Here is a 15,439-nt window from a genome sequence, read left to right as displayed (position 1 = left end):
TTCTGGAACGGATTCTGGTACGGCTTTTTTCGGGAAGCCAATATAGAATTGGTCTGACTCGATACCTTAAAGGTATTTAACAGACCGACGTCCGGAGGCCTCATGGAACTGCGTCACCTGCGGTATTTTCAGGTGTTGGCTCAAACCCTCAACTTCACCCGCGCGGCCGAGTTGCTGCACATCGCCCAACCGCCGCTGAGCCGGCAGATCCAGCAGCTGGAAGACGAACTCGGGGTGCTGCTGCTGGAGCGCGGCCGACCGCTGAAGCTGACTGACGCCGGGCGGTTTTTCCATGAACATTCCACCGCCCTGCTCGAACAGTTGGCCAAGGTGTGCGACAACACACGGCGGATCGGGCTGGGCGAAAAGACCTGGCTGGGCATCGGCTTTGCGCCATCGACACTCTATGGCGTGCTGCCGGAACTGATTCGCCGACTGCGCAGCGGTGAGCCGCTGGCGCTTGAGTTGGGGCTCTCGGAAATGACCACGTTGCAACAGGTGCAAGCGCTCAAGGCCGGGCGCATTGATATCGGCTTCGGGCGCATCCGCATCGACGACCCGGCGATCATCCAGACTGTTTTGACTGAAGACCGGCTGGTCGCCGCCCTGCCCGCCGGCCATCCATTACTGGCCGGACCGATCAGCCTTCGTGACCTGGCAAAAGAACCCTTCGTGCTCTACCCCGGCAACCCGCGGCCCAGCTACGCCGACCACGTGATCGCGTTATTCGAATCCTATGGCGTGCACATCAACGTGGCGCAATGGACCAATGAGCTGCAAACAGCAATCGGCTTGGTAGGTGCGGGAATCGGGGTGACGTTGGTGCCGGCCTCAGTGCAGTTGCTGCACCGCGACGACATTGGCTTCACCCCGGTGCTGGAAGACAACGCGACCTCGCCGATCATCCTCAGCAGGCGCGTGGGCGATGTATCGCCGGGGTTGAATCATTGTTTGCAGATGATCGATGAACTGCTGCCGCGCGACCGACCAGAAAACCAGGCGTGAGCCGTAATGCAATCTGTAGCAGCTGTCGAGCCCCAGCGAGGCTGCGTTCGGCGGCGAAGCAGTCATAAAATCAGAGATTGCGATACATCAGGCAGACCGCGTTAGCCGGATTCACGACTGCTACGCAGCCGAACGCAGCCTCGCTGGGGCTCGACAGCTGCTACAGGGAGTCTTGGTTAGGCCATTACACCAGCGAAGGCTCGGCGCCCGGCGCGCATTTCGGTGCGAAGTTCGCCGATCAGATTGGAAATATCGCGGACACTGGTCAATTCGTCGGGAGATACACCGGTGATCAACAGTTCAATCCGCCCGGTAGTGCGATCGAAGACCTTGATCCGCAATGTTTCATCGCGATTCACGGTGCACTCGCAGGACAGCGGTTTGAAACCGGACTCCACAATGCTGCAAAGCTGGGTAACTGGAACCATGACGAGCGCCCTCGGGGACGGTTTTCCGATTGGATCCACTCAAGCGTAGATCAACTTGCGCAACGCGCCAGCGAGTTCGGCGAGCTGCCGCTACACAGTCAATCGCCCGACATCGATCAGTGGGTATCTGCGCCCCATAACCAGTTCCAGATGCCTGGCAACTCAACCGCTTCTGAACTGTCACGGACAGTCCGCGCCATGGCCGCTCGCTGCAGCGCTGCCGTGTCGTCATAAAACGCTTTCTGCGCCGTGACCAGACCGGTGGCACTGGCACTGTCGAGGAGGATTTGCAGGTATTCCCGGGTATGCCGGGCGGTGTAGCGATTCAGGTCGTGAAAGGTCACTACCACCGGAATCACTCCGTCCACCGTCGGCAACTCGCCGAGGGCAATGCGCTCGCGGACTTCGGACAGTTGCCGCAGCATATTGGCCCGCCGACGGGGGCTGGCGTTGAAGCCCCAGATCTTGCCGTCATTGGCGCTCAGGTCAGTCAGCAATACGTGCATACCATGTTGTTGATAGGCCGCAAAGGTACGTTTGTCATAGTTCCAGAATGGCGGACGCACCAGGGTCGGCGTGGTTTTGCTGATCGCGGCGATGTCTGCACTGCCATCAGTGAGCGACTGTTCCAGCTCTTCCGGGTCCAGTGAACGATGGTTGGTGTGCCGGCGCGTGGCGGTATGGAAGCCCAACAGGTGACCTTCGGCATGTTCGCGACGCATGATCTGTCGACCCGCTTCACTGCCGCCGGCGCGTGAGTCACGGGTCTGCACGAAGAACACCGCTTTAATGTCGGGTTGCAGCGGATTGCGCGCGAGGCTGTCGAGCACGGTGACGGTCGGGTTGTAAAAACCCGACGCGCTGGGCCCGTCGTCGAAGGTCAGCAGAAAGCGGATCGGCGCTTGTGTGCGCAGACCCTGTTGCGTCTGCGGCGTCATTTCAATGGGCGCGGCAATGCAGCCCAGCAAGCCGACTGCGATGGCGAACGCGGAGAGAACCTTGACCAACTGTTTCATGTTTTGCCTTGGACCAGACCTTGCGGTCATCACGTTTAATGGCAAAAACCCCTCGCCCATTCATCCCTCGACCGGCCCGCAAATCGCTGCAAGCCGAGGTTGGATAAGGGTACACAGTGTTTGGTTCCGGCGCCCGCACCCGGACTCGCGTCATGCCTGCGATTTTCGGTTATTGCGCCAGCGCCTGCTGGAACGAGCTGTCGATGATCGGTGCCGTCGCCAAGGCCGCCGGCAATGCCTTGACCTTGAACAGGAAGTCCGCGGTGCTTTGCAGATCCGCCGCGGCCTGCTGATCCACCGGGCCGACAGTCATGTGCGCCTGGCGCAGCCAATGGCGTGACACGTTCTGATCAAGGTTGGCCTTTTTCGCCCAGAGATCGGCGTACTCGTCAGTGTGGGTGTCGACCCAGGCCCGGGCCTTTTTCAGGCGCACCAGGAAGTCGGCAATGGCTTCGCGTTTGCTGTTGATCGAAGGCGTCGAAGCGGCGATGGCGCTCAGGCCGGGCATCAGGTTTTTGGCAGTAAGAATCGGCCGGGCGCCGGAGAACAGAATCTGCTGGGAAATGTAGGGTTCCCAGACCGGAAACGCGTCGATGCTGCCTTGGGGTAACGCGGCAGCGGCGTCGATTGGCATCAGTTTGATGAAGTCGACGTAGTTGTCCGGCAAATCGGCTTGTTCCAGGGCGCGCAGGGTAAGCTGCTGGCTCCAGGCGCCGGGCCAGTAAGCGACTTTCTTGCCCTTTAGATCGGCGATGGTTTTGACCGGCGAGTCCTTGGGCACCAACAAGGCGATGGTGTCCGGGTTCTGCCGCGACACGCCGATCAGCTTGACCGGTGCCTGTTTGGCGGCCAGAAACAGAAACCCCGAATCACCGAGAAAACCCAGGTCCAACGCGCCGGTATTCAGCGCTTCGGCCAGCGGCGCAGCGGCCTGGAAGTGCTTCCAGTCAACGGTGTAGGGCGCTCCTTGCAGCACACCCGATGCCTCCACCGAGGCGCGAATGTTGTAGTAGTTCTGATCGCCGACGTGCAACACCACGGGCTCGGCACCGTAGCTCAAAGGCGCGGCAAACAAAGCGCAGGCCAACAGACCGCGCAAGTATCGGGACAGGTTCATCAGGGGCTCCTGGAGGGCTATTTTTATAGACCATAACGCTCTTACATGGATATTTTAAATTCTATTTATGCATAAGCTCATGACCGGGAACAGTGAGTGTTTACCCCGTAACAGTGGCTCAACAGACTGCATTTCCCGGTACATTTCTCTGTCTGCGGCGGCACATTGTCTTATCTGTGGGAGCACAGGCATTGGAAACTAAAAAGCCCCGCTGTCTATGGCGGGGCTTTGGGCAGGTGCAGATCTGTCAGGGCTTCAGCGGGCGCTCCTGGTCGCGGTCCGACAGTTCTTTACCGTCATCAGGATGCTTCCAGTCCGGCGTCGAACGCCTCTGCCGCTCGAGCTCTTCCTCCGTCGGCTCGTCGATGTCCTCATCCGGGTCCGGACGCTTTGGTTCAGTGGCCATGTCCACCTCCATTCCTCAAGGGATCAGTCATCTTTCTTAAGCGTAGAACAGTTTCTCCGGGGACGACTCAGAGCCACCACCGCAGGAAAAAGAAGAACCCCATGCTCAACAACATGCTGAGCAAGGTGTTGCGGGTGTAAAGCACCAGGCCCACGGCCACCAGCGAACTGATCAGGTACGGGTTGTCCCACTGCAGGTTCAACTGCTTGTCGGGCATGAACACGATCGGCCCGCAGATGGCGGTAAGCATGCCCGGCACCGCGAAACCGAGGAACTGCCGGGCATTGCTGCTCAAGCGCACCGGCAGCCGAGGCTCGAGAAATACGTAGCGGTTCAGGAACACCAGCAGGCCCATCCCGATAATCACAGCCCAGACCATCATGTGCGCCCCACATAGAGTTTGTTGCAGATAAAGCCTGCGGTCATGCCCGCCAACCCCGACAACACCAGGGCCGAGCCCCATTGCCAATAGCTGAACAGCACCGAACAGAACAGTGAAACCGCCACGCAGACCACCGTCGGAACATTGCGCACCACTGGCGTGATCAAGGCGATAAAGGTCGCCGCGATGGAAAAGTCCAGCCCCAGGTGTTCAAGGCCCGGAATGCTGCTGCCCAGCACAATGCCCGCCAGGGTGAAGAGGTTCCACGCGATGTAAAACGTCAGGCCCACACCCAGGGCATACCAACGATTGAATTGCTGTTTGTCATGCTGACTGGTCAGGGCGAACAACTCGTCGGTGAGCAAAAAGCCCAGCCCCACACGCCAGCGGCCCGGCAACGGGGAAATCACTGAACGCATACTCATCCCGTAAAGCAAATGCTGGGAGGTCAGCAACAACGTGGTCAACAGAATCGAAAAGACCCCGGCACCACCCTTGAGCATGCCGATGGCGACCAGTTGAGCCGCGCCGGCAAACACGATGCTCGACAGCCCCTGGCCTTGCAGCGGTGTGAGGTTGGCTTCGATGGCCATGGAACCGGCCAGCAACCCCCAAGGCGCGGTCGCCAGGGACAACGGCATGATGGCCGCGGCACCGCGAAGGAATGCACTGCGCGGCATGAGTGAGTTGGACATAACGCTCTACAACCAGGGAAAGACCCCAGACTGTGCCAGCAGTCGCGGTGAATGGCTTGAACAATCTTGCGCACTTGCAGGCGACCGGTGCTGATTTTCGAGATTGACAAACATCGCGCCGACTTTTAAAACTGAGCACCTCATTCAGGGTGTAAGCAACCATGTCCGCAACCTTCAACCTCAACACTGTCGTCATTGGCTTGAATGCCAAGGCGCAAGGTTGCGTTGCGCACGCCCTCAAATCGAAGAAACAGTCGCTCATGTGACCGGGGCGCGCTGTCCCGTCAGATGAGCTGACAGGACATTGAGCGCGGCGGATACTCCCTCCTTCTTGCTGACTTCCTTCTACGCTTCTGACGGTGACGAAATCGGTCAACCTTCAGGAGAAAGTGCATGTCATCGTTTCAAGGTATCTGGGTTCCCATCGTTACGCCGTTTCACGATGGTGCGATTGACTTCGCCGGGTTGCGGCGGCTGGTCAGTCATCTGCTGGAAAAAGGCGTCGATGGCATTGTGGTCTGCGGCACCACCGGAGAAGCCGCGGCGCTGGGCAAACATGAGCAATTGGCGGTGCTCGATGCGGTGCTGGAACTGGTTCCGCCAGAACGTGTGGTGATGGGCCTGGCCGGCAACAACCTTGCCGAGTTGCTGCAATTTCAAAGCGAAATCCTCAAACGTCCCTTGGCGGGTTTACTGGTTCCACCGCCGTACTACATCCGCCCTTCCCAGGCCGGCCTCGAAGCTTTTTTCAAGACCGTCGCCGATGCGTCCAGCGTCCCGGTGATTCTCTACGACATCCCCTATCGCACCGGCATCGCCTTCGAACAGGCGACCCTGCTTCGGATCGTCGCCCACGAGCGGATCGTCGCAATCAAGGACTGCGGCGGCAATCCAGCCACCACTCTTGCGCTACTCTCCAGCGGCAAAGTCGACGTGTTGTGCGGTGAAGACCACCAGATCTTCGGCGCGTTATGCCTGGGAGCCACAGGCGCGATTGCCGCCTCGGCCCATGTTCATCCCGAGTTGTTCGTGGCGCTGTATCAACAGATCCGCGACAACCAGTTAGCGGTCGGTCGAGCAACCTTCTTCCAGTTACTGCCACTGATTCACAGCCTGTTCATCGAGCCCAATCCCGCCCCGGTGAAAACCGCCCTGGCCCTTGAAGGGTTGATCCGCGACGAGCTGCGATCGCCGATGCAACGCAGCAGTGAAACCACGGCGGTGCGTTTGAAGGAAGTATTGGCAGTGCTGGAAAACAGCAATCGATAGAGCACACGCGCCCAGCCCGAGTACCATGGAGCGATTCACATAACGCGTCAGGGAATCGACATGCTTTACCGAATCGCCGCCGACGGGCTGGTGCTGTCTCATTTGCTGTTCATTCTGTTCGTGCTGTTCGGCGGGCTACTGGTGCTCAAATGGCACCACTTGGCCTGGTGGCACCTGCCTGCCGCCGCGTGGGGCGTGATCGTGGAAGTTTTCCACCTGACGTGCCCACTGACCGAATGGGAAAACCTCATGCGCCACGCGGCCGGGCAAACCGGTTATGGCGGCGGTTTTATTGAACATTACGTGTGGCCGATTGTTTATCCGGCCGGGCTGACCCCCACGATTCAGCTAGGGTTGGGCAGCGTGGTGCTGGCGATCAACGTGCTGATCTACCTGCGGCTGATCCGCTTATGGAAGCGGCGACATCCGACTCATTCAGGGCAATAACCGCTCTGGTTGAGCTCAGTTGGCAATGACGCTCATGTTCCGGCCGCTGGCCTTGGCCACATACAACGCCTTGTCTGCGGCGCCGATCAAATCTTCGGGCTGGCTCTGCGCCGTCTGGTTGTAGGCACAGACCCCCAGGCTGACCGTGACGAGGCCTTCGGGGCTGCCGCTATGCTTGATGTCGACTTGCTGAACCGCGCGACGGATCTTTTCCGCCACCAGAAACGCCCCCACATAATCGGTGCCGGGCAGCACCACCGTAAACTCCTCACCACCGAATCGGGCAGCAAGATCGCCGGGGCGCTGGATGTTGTCGGTGATGATGGTGCTGATCTTGCGCAAACACTCATCGCCTGCCAAATGACCGTAGTGATCATTGAAACTCTTGAAATGATCGACATCGATCATCAGCAACGCAAGGCTGGTATGGGTACGCCTGGCACGGCCCATTTCCGCCAGGATGAACAGGTCGAATTGACGCCGGTTGGAAAGGCCGGTCAGTGCATCCTCCAGAGCCAGCAACTTGAGGCTATGGTTGACCTCAATGAGTTTTTCCTGAGCCTCCAGCAATTCGTTCTGAATAGTATTCTGCTGCTTCATGACACGGATCAGGCGATAGCCGAGAACGCTCACAAACCCCAGCAGCAATGAGACGATCCCCGCGCTGATTATTGACTCCTGCAGCCAGCTGGCCAGGACTTCTTTTTTGTCGAGCGCGGCAAAAACGATAAGCGGATAACCCTCCACCCGCCGAAACCCCACCACCCGCTCCACCCCGTCCACGTAGGATTTGACGATTGCCGTACCGGAATCGCCCTTGGACAACAGCTGGGTAAACAGCGGCCCCTTGGCGACGCTGGTGCCGATATCGGTTTCCTTGAACGGTCGGCGAACGACGATGGTGGCGTCGTCGGCGATCAAATTGACCACCCCGTTACTGCCCATGTCGATGCTGTTGTACAGGTCCAGGAAATGGTTGAGATAGATCGAAGCCACCACCACGCCGGCAAACCGGCCATCGGCGTGATTGATCCGGCGTGACACGGTCATGATCCACTCGCCGGTCGAGCGACTTTTTATCGCCGGACCGATATGAGGACCGCGGTCGGGATGATCACGGTGGTAGATGAAATATTCACGGTCGGAATTATTGGCATTGGGCGGTATGACGTTAATGGCGTTGGCGAGCCAGCGTCCTTCTTCGTCGAATACGAATAACCCATGGATCTGCACCAGCTCACTGCGCTGGGCGTGGAGCAAACGTTGCAGTCTGGGAAATTTCGCCGGTTCCATGCCGTCGATTTCAAGGCGATCCACCAAGGCAAACAGCAGCGTGTCGGCCTGCTTGATCGATGCCTGCGCCTGCGAGGCGAGGGTTTGCGCCAGGTTGGACATCTCCACTTCGCTGCTGCGCAAATGATACTGACGGGCGTTCCAGCCTTCCCCGATCGCAATGGCCGTCATGGACAGGCACACCGCAACGAGCAGGAAGACTGCGTATCGAACCTTGAGTTTCGACTCAACCTGCCCGGGTAACCAAGGCGTGGCGAGTCGGGTGCTTTCGATACGATCTTTGACGGACGGATGCCCCATGACGCTCCCTTAATCCCTTATGACATGGCGAATTTTCCCGTTCGCCCTTTTAGCGCCAGCCAGCCGTGGCTGGCGCTCAGACCACTATGACTCATCAACGAATACGATAGGTGATTTGCGCGAAAATGCTCATCGCCAACAATCGCAAGGCTACATCTGCGTCTGTTTCACCGCCTCAAGCCAGGCCGGATTCAATTGCATCTGGTCGGTCTCGATACCCAGCGCTTCCATCCGCGCCTTGTGCTGGTCCATTTCACGGGTCAGCTGGCTATGGTCGCTGGAGTTGCCGTCCAACTGGTGCATCTGGCTCAACCCCAAGTGATAAAAACGCAGCAGCTTCATGGCGCTCGGATCGCCCTTCTCCACTGCCGCCGTGACCTGGTGCATGACGTTGGTGATGCTCATCAGGCTGCGTTTGAGCTGCCAACCGTAGACCGCTGGCGCCATCCATTCCTGGGTCCAGAACTTGCCGCGCATCAGCGCCACCATCAGCAACAATGCGGCAAACACGCCGCCCACGTTGAAACGCAGATTGTCGCCGCCGGGCTCACCGAACAGCGCCACCGCCGCCGTGGACAGTACCATCGCCATCGCCAGGAACATCAGGGCGATGATTACCGTGCTGCGCCGCGTCTGGCGTCGATAGGTTTCGGCATTCATTGGCTGGATTTCGAACATCGCGACGGGGTTCCTTGCATCAATGGTAAAAGGCTCTGTGGCAAAAAGACTGCGGGGCATTATCGCCTCCCCGAAGGATTTAGCTATGCTGGGGCTCCTTTTCATCTTTCCATCGTCAAACGGGGAACATGGCGATACAGCGCAGTTCGTGCCATCTTCTCCATGGATACACACTATTCGGATGCCATGCGCCTGCCGGCGGGTGACATCGTTTTAAGGATCATTGAATGACCCAACGACATGTAATCAACGCCTCGGTCAGCCCTAAAGGCAGCCTGGAAACACTGTCCCAACGTGAAGTACAGCAACTGAGCGAAGCCGGAACCGGCCTCACCTACACCCTTTTCCGCCAGTGCGCCCTGGCCATCCTCAATACCGGCGCTCACGTCGATAACGCCAAGACCATCCTGGAAGCCTACAAAGACTTCGAAATCCGCATTCACCAGCAAGACCGTGGCGTGCGCCTGGAACTGCTGAACGCCCCGGCCGACGCTTTCGTCGATGGTGAAATGATCGCCAGCACCCGTGAAATGCTCTTCAGCGCCCTGCGCGACATCGTCTACACCGAAAACGAACTCGACGCCTTGAGCATCGACCTGAGCACCTCCCAGGGCATCAGCGACTACGTCTTCCACCTGCTGCGCAACGCCCGCACCCTGCGCCCCGGTGTCGAACCGAAAATCGTGGTGTGCTGGGGTGGCCATTCGATCAACACCGAAGAATACAAATACACCAAGAAAGTCGGCCACGAGCTTGGCCTGCGCAGCCTGGACATCTGCACCGGTTGCGGCCCGGGCGTGATGAAAGGCCCGATGAAAGGCGCGACCATCGCCCACGCCAAACAGCGCATCCACGGCGGCCGTTACCTCGGTTTGACTGAACCCGGGATCATCGCCGCCGAAGCGCCGAACCCGATCGTCAACGAACTGGTGATCCTGCCGGACATCGAGAAACGTCTGGAAGCGTTCGTGCGCGTCGGCCACGGCATCATCATTTTCCCGGGCGGCGCGGGCACAGCCGAAGAATTCCTGTACCTGCTCGGCATCCTGATGCACCCGGACAATGAAAGCCTGCCCTTCCCCGTGGTCCTCACCGGGCCGAAAAGCGCCGCGCCGTACCTGGAGCAGTTGCACGCCTTCGTCGGTGCCACCCTCGGTGAAGCCGCGCAGCAGCACTACGAGATCATCATCGACGACCCGGCTGAAGTGGCGCGGCAAATGACTCAAGGCCTCAAAGAGGTCAAACAGTTCCGCCGCGAGCGCAACGATGCGTTCCATTTCAACTGGCTGCTGAAGATCGACGAAGGCTTCCAGCGCCCGTTCGACCCGACCCACGCCAACATGGCCAACCTGCAACTGAGCCGCAACCTGCCCTCCCACGAACTGGCCGCCAACCTGCGCCGCGCGTTCTCCGGCATCGTCGCTGGCAACGTCAAAGACAAGGGCATCCGCCTGATCGAAGAACACGGGCCGTACCAGATCCGTGGCGACGCGGCGGTGATGCAGCCGCTGGACAAACTGCTCAAAGCCTTCGTCGCCCAGCACCGGATGAAACTGCCGGGCGGCGCGGAATATGTGCCGTGTTATCAGGTGGTGGCGTAACAATATTGATGTGAGCTTTAACATCACCCCTGTGGGAGCGGGCTTGCTCGCGAAGGCGGCGTAACAGTCGACATCTCTGTTAAATGTTAAGCAGCTTTCGCGAGCAAGCCCGCTCCCACACTTTGACAAGAAACCCCGCGTGATGCGGGGTTTTGATCGTTCCCACGCTCTGCGTGGGAACGATCATCCTCGCTAACCTCGTGGGTCGAGGTTATCCAGCACCCGATTCACCGCCAACTCCCCAAGCATGACCACGGATTGAATCCCCAACATCATGTTGCGATGTGGCATGTCCATCAACCCGGCGAACTCACTGAGCATCATGCTCGCTGACGCCAGGGATTCGCAGGCGTTGACCAGCAGGGTTTCGTTATCGACCTCGGCGCCAACATGGTAAATGGTGCTGGGTTTGCGCTTGGTGTCTTTGGGGATGGGCGGCTTGAGGTAGTAATCGAGGGCGCGGTCGGCGGCTTCGTTGAGTTTTTTCGAATCGAGGGATTCGTAGGGGGATGTTGGATCGGTTTCCGGTGGATTGGGTGTCGGTTTGATCACGATGAAGCTCCTAGAGTCATGGAGCGGCCACGGTTCGCTGCGAGACGAAAAGAGGTGGCAGCTATACGCAGGTCGCAGACCGGGACTCTAGAACCGGCAGACCCGAAGGTCTCCCACGTACAGCCGCCATAACATGAACGGACAGACATACCTGTTCACGAACGGAGGATGTTGTGCGTCTAGAGATACACGGGCTGCGAGACCCGATCACTGATTCGTCAGCGACTCGGAAACGATAGAGCCCGGCCTCAAGGCGCACAAGCCGGCGGATTCTGGCGTAGTCGTAGGCAACGGCGCAAGGCTGTGTAGCCTGAGTGAGTATCTGGAAGTGTCGTTTAAACAGTGTTTGTTTAGTGGTCTGACACCGGGCCTTGTGGTGGCTGTACCGGCCTCATCGCGGGCAAGCCCGCTCCCACAGGTATCTGCTTTGACCAAAGAGTTTGTGAACGACACCGATCACTGTGGGAGCGGGCTTGCCCGCGATGAGGCCCGAAAAAAACACCCTCCAACTTTCGGTCAAACCACCAATCGCGCCGCAAGAGACTTGGCCTGGCTCGCCACGTCGGTCACTGCCGTGCTCTCCCACCACATCCCGCGCAACGGTGGGCCCAAGGCGAACAAACGGCTGGCGACCTGCCCGTCAGCGCCTGACACCGCGCCGTCATCCGCGGCGGCAATGCCCAACGCCAATGGCCCCGGCCGCACCAACCCGCGCGCCAATAGCTGCTGCGGCAATGGCCGCGCCACCCGCCGCCAGTCGTATTCGATGCCGCTGGAATTGATCAGTGCCGCGCCGTGCACCACGCAGGTTTCGGCCTCGCCACGGCGACGGATGCGGATACTCACCCCAGCGCTCAACGAAGGCTCCAACCCTTTGAACGATGCAGCATGAATCCGCAAACGCCCTTCCTCGTGCAGCCGCGCCACCAACTCGGCACTCAACGGCGGGGAGCGATGGTGATGGCTCTCCCACCACGGCCGCACATGGCGCACGAATTGCCGGCGTTGCACGTCCGTCGCCTGGTTCCACAACCGCCCGATGTGCGCCCGCACCGTGTCGAGTGGCGCTTGCCAGTCGATGCCTTGGGCGATGGCATCGCGGCAATGCCGACGCAGTTCGCGCATCAGCTGGCGCGGTGTGCGAATGCTGTGATCCTCGGCCAAAAAATCCACCCAGGCCGGCGGCTGCCTACGCACGTGAGGCAGCAGACCATGCCGGGAAAACACTTCGATCGGCCCGCGATGCCCGGCCTGCTCCAGCGACACCACGGCATCGACCATGGTCAGCCCGGAACCGATGATCAGCACCGTGGATTGTGGATCGAGCTGCCGCATGGAGACCACGTCCCACGGGTCGAGGGCGGCGGCGTTCAGGCCGCTGGATTCGGTCTGCGGCGTGCGTGCGGCGGGGAACATACCGGTGGCCAGTACCGCATAGGCGCCTTGCAAGCATTGCCCATCACTCAAGGTCAATTGCACTGAATCGTCCCGGGTTTGCAGGTCCACCACTTCGGCACGCACATGTTCGACGGTCGAACCGTGGCACTCACCCACTGCTTGCGCTTCGGCCAGACGCTGCTGCACATAGACCCCAAACAGCCCACGCGGCGGGAACAATTCACTGACTGGCACATGTTGCTGATCCGACTCCGGCCATCCACCCGCCGCGATGTGTTCGGTGAGCCATTGGGTCAAATCATCAGCGTTGTCGGGATCGACACTCATGCGCGCCGCGTTGCCGTTAAGCGTATGCCCCAGTTCGACCGCACTATAAGCCTCGCCCCGACCGAGTTCGGCGCGGGGCTCGATCACCAGCGCCTGACGCTTGCCCGGCAAACGCAACAGCTGCGCCGCCAGCATCGTGCCGCTCAGGCCACCACCGATGATCAGGATATCCGCGTGGCGGATGGGTTTGGTCGCCTGTCCGCTTGGGGTGTCAGTCATGCCGTTCTCACTGGTCAATGTTTACCTGAATAGACATCGGGCATATCGCCCCATGCAGTCACTCATCGGCGCTGCCGGACAGCCCAGCGTAGAAGAAAACACATCAACTAAAAAATGCAAGATGTTCCACTGTTGCCCCGCCAACAGCCTGGCCTGTCTCACCAACGCATCGATACGCCCAAATCGAGCACTTCGCTTTTATGGAATGGATCGTCGACCCAATACCGCATCTGCATTCCCCCCGCCCACAGACTGTTAAAAAATGCGCGAGCAGGAATCAAGAATGATGCTCGCCCCTCTTGAAGTGGAATCACTAATCTATTGAGAGTCTTGCCAACCATATATTCAAGGGTCACCTGCGTGCCCGGATAGACGTTCCGGTTCAATTCAATATCGACCCGGGCACCGGCAATGACATCTTCGATAAAGACATTGTCGCCGTAGGCCACGGGTAGTACGGGTGCAGGTAAAAGCTCTGACGGCTTTTTGTGATTAATAGACATGTCTGAATCCAATTTTAAGGAGTGGGCCGCCATTCGCCGGCGCACTCATCATTGTTGGATCCGAGGCACATCGTCTACTGTGAGAAGCAACAGGTATATACGTGTTTTACGCGACAAAATCGGCACCGATCAAATCACCACATTACGCACAAAGCGCGCCGCCACGGCCCCCTCATTGCGATAGGAATGCGGCTGATTACTGGCAAACATAAAGAACTCACCCGCCGCGATTTTCTGCGGCTCGTTGCCGAGCATCAGGGTCAGGCAGCCTTCAAACACATAAATCTGTTCGCTATAGCCATCGGCATCCGGCTCCGAGGGGTAATGCTCGCCCGGCTCAAGGCGCCATTCCCAGAGTTCCACTTCACGAGTGGCGATAGCTTTGGCCAGCAACACCGCTTTACTGCCAGGGATCGTGCCGGCCCAGGCCAGTTCATTGATGCGGCTCGGGTCGAGGGCTTCAGGGGCCTGGATCAAATCGCTGAAGGCTACGTCCAGCGCTTCGGCCACGCGGTCGAGGGTGGTCAGGCTGACGTTCTTCTCGCCGGCCTCGATGGCCACCAGCATGCGGCGACTGACACCGGATTTTTCGGCCAGGGCGCTCTGGCTCATGTCGGCGGCGTGGCGCAGACGTCGGACGTTCTGGCTGACGTGCTGGAGGACCGACGCCCGTTGGGTGGAATCTTTGTGCACTATATTGCTCACTTGATGGTGTTGCGCAGTATACTGCCCAACTTCCGGCGCATTGTGCGTCTCCCTCAGGTAGCACGCAAGGTCATGACGTCGGTGAACTCCTCCCCTGCTTCCTCCCGTTTCTCACGGTTCAGCAAAGCTGAATGCGTGTTGGTGCTGATCACTATGGTCTGGGGCGGCACCTTTTTGCTGGTGCAGCATGCAATGACCGTCAGCGGGCCGATGTTTTTCGTAGGCCTGCGTTTTGCCGCGGCAGCGATTATCGTTGCCCTGTTCTCCTGGCGTCATCTACGCGAACTGACCCTGTTCGAACTCAAGGCCGGGGCGTTTATCGGCGTGGCGATCATGCTCGGGTATGGCTTGCAGACCGTGGGCTTGCAAAGCATTCCCAGCAGTCAGTCGGCGTTTATTACCGCGCTGTACGTGCCGTTCGTGCCGTTGCTGCAATGGCTGGTGCTGGGACGGCGTCCGGGGTTGATGCCGAGTATCGGGATCATGCTGGCCTTTACCGGGTTGATGCTGTTGTCGGGGCCGGCCGGTGCTTCGTTCAATTTCAGCCCCGGTGAAATCGCCACATTGATCAGCGCCGTGGCGATTGCAGCGGAGATCATTCTGATCAGCACCTATGCCGGCCAGGTCGACGTACGCCGGGTGACGGTGGTGCAACTGGCGGTGACTTCGGTGCTGGCCTTTTTGATGGTGGTGCCGACTCAGGAAGTGATTCCGGGGTTCTCCTGGTTGCTGTTGTGCAGCGCATTGGGGCTGGGCGCGGCGAGTGCGGCGATTCAGGTGGCGATGAACTGGGCGCAGAAGAGTGTTTCGCCGACTCGGGCGACGTTGATTTATGCCGGAGAGCCGGTGTGGGCCGGGATTGTCGGGCGGATCGCCGGAGAGCGGTTGCCGGCGATTGCGTTGGTGGGCGCGGGGTTGATTGTCGCGGCGGTGATTGTCAGTGAGTTGAAGACAAAGGGTAAGGCGGTTCTTGAGGTTGAGGACGATCTGGATCGCGAAGCCGAGCACTGATCGTTCCCATGCTCTGCGTGGGAATGCAGCCCGGGACGCTCCGCGTCCCAAGAGCGGACGCAGAGCGTCCATTGAGGCATTCCCACG

At 59.3% G+C, this 15,439-nt stretch carries 17 protein-coding genes; 5 read left to right on the top strand and 12 right to left on the bottom strand.

Going from position 1 to position 15,439, the window contains the following annotated elements:
• Nucleotides 1-102: 102 nt before the first annotated feature.
• Nucleotides 103-1,005, top strand: a complete 903-nt coding sequence (locus AC1RQB_RS20660) for a LysR family transcriptional regulator (RefSeq protein ID WP_008072144.1) — start codon at nt 103-105, stop codon at nt 1,003-1,005.
• Nucleotides 1,006-1,181: 176 nt separating this feature from the next.
• Here AC1RQB_RS20660 and AC1RQB_RS20655 read toward each other — a convergent pair whose 3' ends face one another.
• The 6 genes from AC1RQB_RS20655 to AC1RQB_RS20630 form a co-directional block, all read right to left on the bottom strand.
• Nucleotides 1,182-1,433 carry a DUF1652 domain-containing protein gene (locus tag AC1RQB_RS20655; protein ID WP_063340259.1) on the bottom strand — a complete coding sequence of 84 codons (252 nt, stop codon included), beginning with the start codon at nt 1,431-1,433 and terminating at the stop codon, nt 1,182-1,184.
• 116 nt (nt 1,434-1,549) lie between these two features.
• Nucleotides 1,550-2,449 (bottom strand): polysaccharide deacetylase family protein, encoded by a 900-nt coding sequence (locus AC1RQB_RS20650; protein ID WP_032830638.1) that lies wholly within the window; start codon nt 2,447-2,449, stop codon nt 1,550-1,552.
• 169 nt (nt 2,450-2,618) lie between these two features.
• The gene (locus AC1RQB_RS20645; RefSeq protein WP_063340260.1) at nt 2,619-3,566 is read right to left on the bottom strand and encodes an ABC transporter substrate-binding protein; all 948 of its coding nucleotides are present in this window, start codon (nt 3,564-3,566) and stop codon (nt 2,619-2,621) included.
• Between the two features lie 247 nt (nt 3,567-3,813).
• Nucleotides 3,814-3,972 carry a hypothetical protein gene (locus AC1RQB_RS20640; RefSeq protein WP_008075203.1) on the bottom strand — a complete coding sequence of 53 codons (159 nt, stop codon included), beginning with the start codon at nt 3,970-3,972 and terminating at the stop codon, nt 3,814-3,816.
• A 67-nt stretch (nt 3,973-4,039) separates the two neighbouring features.
• Entirely contained in the window at nt 4,040-4,351 is a 312-nt protein-coding gene (locus tag AC1RQB_RS20635; RefSeq protein WP_198537178.1) for an AzlD domain-containing protein, read from the bottom strand.
• Nucleotides 4,351-5,049, bottom strand: coding sequence for an AzlC family ABC transporter permease (locus AC1RQB_RS20630; protein ID WP_032830637.1), 699 nt, complete (start codon nt 5,047-5,049; stop codon nt 4,351-4,353). Before AC1RQB_RS20630 ends, AC1RQB_RS20635 begins: the two co-directional genes overlap by 1 nt.
• A 393-nt stretch (nt 5,050-5,442) precedes the next feature.
• On the opposite strand from AC1RQB_RS20630, the gene dapA reads away from it, so the two are divergent.
• Both dapA and AC1RQB_RS20620 read left to right on the top strand, forming a co-directional pair.
• Nucleotides 5,443-6,318, top strand: coding sequence for a 4-hydroxy-tetrahydrodipicolinate synthase (gene dapA, locus AC1RQB_RS20625; RefSeq protein ID WP_063340262.1), 876 nt, complete (start codon nt 5,443-5,445; stop codon nt 6,316-6,318).
• A gap of 60 nt (nt 6,319-6,378) precedes the next feature.
• The gene (locus AC1RQB_RS20620; protein ID WP_063340263.1) at nt 6,379-6,765 is read left to right on the top strand and encodes a DUF2784 domain-containing protein; all 387 of its coding nucleotides are present in this window, start codon (nt 6,379-6,381) and stop codon (nt 6,763-6,765) included.
• 15 nt (nt 6,766-6,780) lie between these two features.
• Here the strand turns inward: AC1RQB_RS20620 and AC1RQB_RS20615 are convergent, their stop codons facing one another.
• A complete protein-coding gene (locus AC1RQB_RS20615; protein WP_063340264.1) occupies nt 6,781-8,358 on the bottom strand; it encodes a sensor domain-containing diguanylate cyclase in 1,578 nt (525 codons plus the stop codon).
• Between the two features lie 150 nt (nt 8,359-8,508).
• Entirely contained in the window at nt 8,509-9,036 is a 528-nt protein-coding gene (locus tag AC1RQB_RS20610; protein ID WP_063340265.1) for a DUF3087 domain-containing protein, read from the bottom strand.
• A gap of 227 nt (nt 9,037-9,263) precedes the next feature.
• Here AC1RQB_RS20610 and ppnN point away from each other — a divergent pair, with 227 nt between their 5' ends.
• Entirely contained in the window at nt 9,264-10,637 is a 1,374-nt protein-coding gene (ppnN, locus tag AC1RQB_RS20605) for a nucleotide 5'-monophosphate nucleosidase PpnN (protein WP_008075186.1), read from the top strand.
• A gap of 192 nt (nt 10,638-10,829) precedes the next feature.
• Here the strand turns inward: ppnN and AC1RQB_RS20600 are convergent, their stop codons facing one another.
• The 4 genes from AC1RQB_RS20600 to AC1RQB_RS20585 all read right to left on the bottom strand — a co-directional run bounded on the left by AC1RQB_RS20600 (nt 10,830) and on the right by AC1RQB_RS20585 (nt 14,329).
• Nucleotides 10,830-11,189, bottom strand: a complete 360-nt coding sequence (locus AC1RQB_RS20600) for a DUF6124 family protein (protein ID WP_063340266.1) — start codon at nt 11,187-11,189, stop codon at nt 10,830-10,832.
• A gap of 516 nt (nt 11,190-11,705) precedes the next feature.
• The gene (locus AC1RQB_RS20595) at nt 11,706-13,133 is read right to left on the bottom strand and encodes an FAD/NAD(P)-binding protein (protein ID WP_063340267.1); all 1,428 of its coding nucleotides are present in this window, start codon (nt 13,131-13,133) and stop codon (nt 11,706-11,708) included.
• Nucleotides 13,134-13,291: 158 nt separating this feature from the next.
• Nucleotides 13,292-13,636, bottom strand: a complete 345-nt coding sequence (locus AC1RQB_RS20590; protein WP_131815869.1) for a hypothetical protein — start codon at nt 13,634-13,636, stop codon at nt 13,292-13,294.
• A gap of 129 nt (nt 13,637-13,765) precedes the next feature.
• Entirely contained in the window at nt 13,766-14,329 is a 564-nt protein-coding gene (locus tag AC1RQB_RS20585) for a helix-turn-helix domain-containing protein (protein WP_063340269.1), read from the bottom strand.
• A gap of 15 nt (nt 14,330-14,344) precedes the next feature.
• On the opposite strand from AC1RQB_RS20585, the gene AC1RQB_RS20580 reads away from it, so the two are divergent.
• Entirely contained in the window at nt 14,345-15,352 is a 1,008-nt protein-coding gene (locus AC1RQB_RS20580) for a DMT family transporter (RefSeq protein WP_198537179.1), read from the top strand.
• The last annotated feature ends 87 nt before the right edge of the window (nt 15,353-15,439 follow it).

The organism is Pseudomonas sp. GW822-FHT02E03 (genome assembly GCF_058802325.1).
The sequence above is the reverse complement of the archived record's forward strand: the minus strand, read 5'-3'. Positions and strand labels throughout refer to the sequence as shown.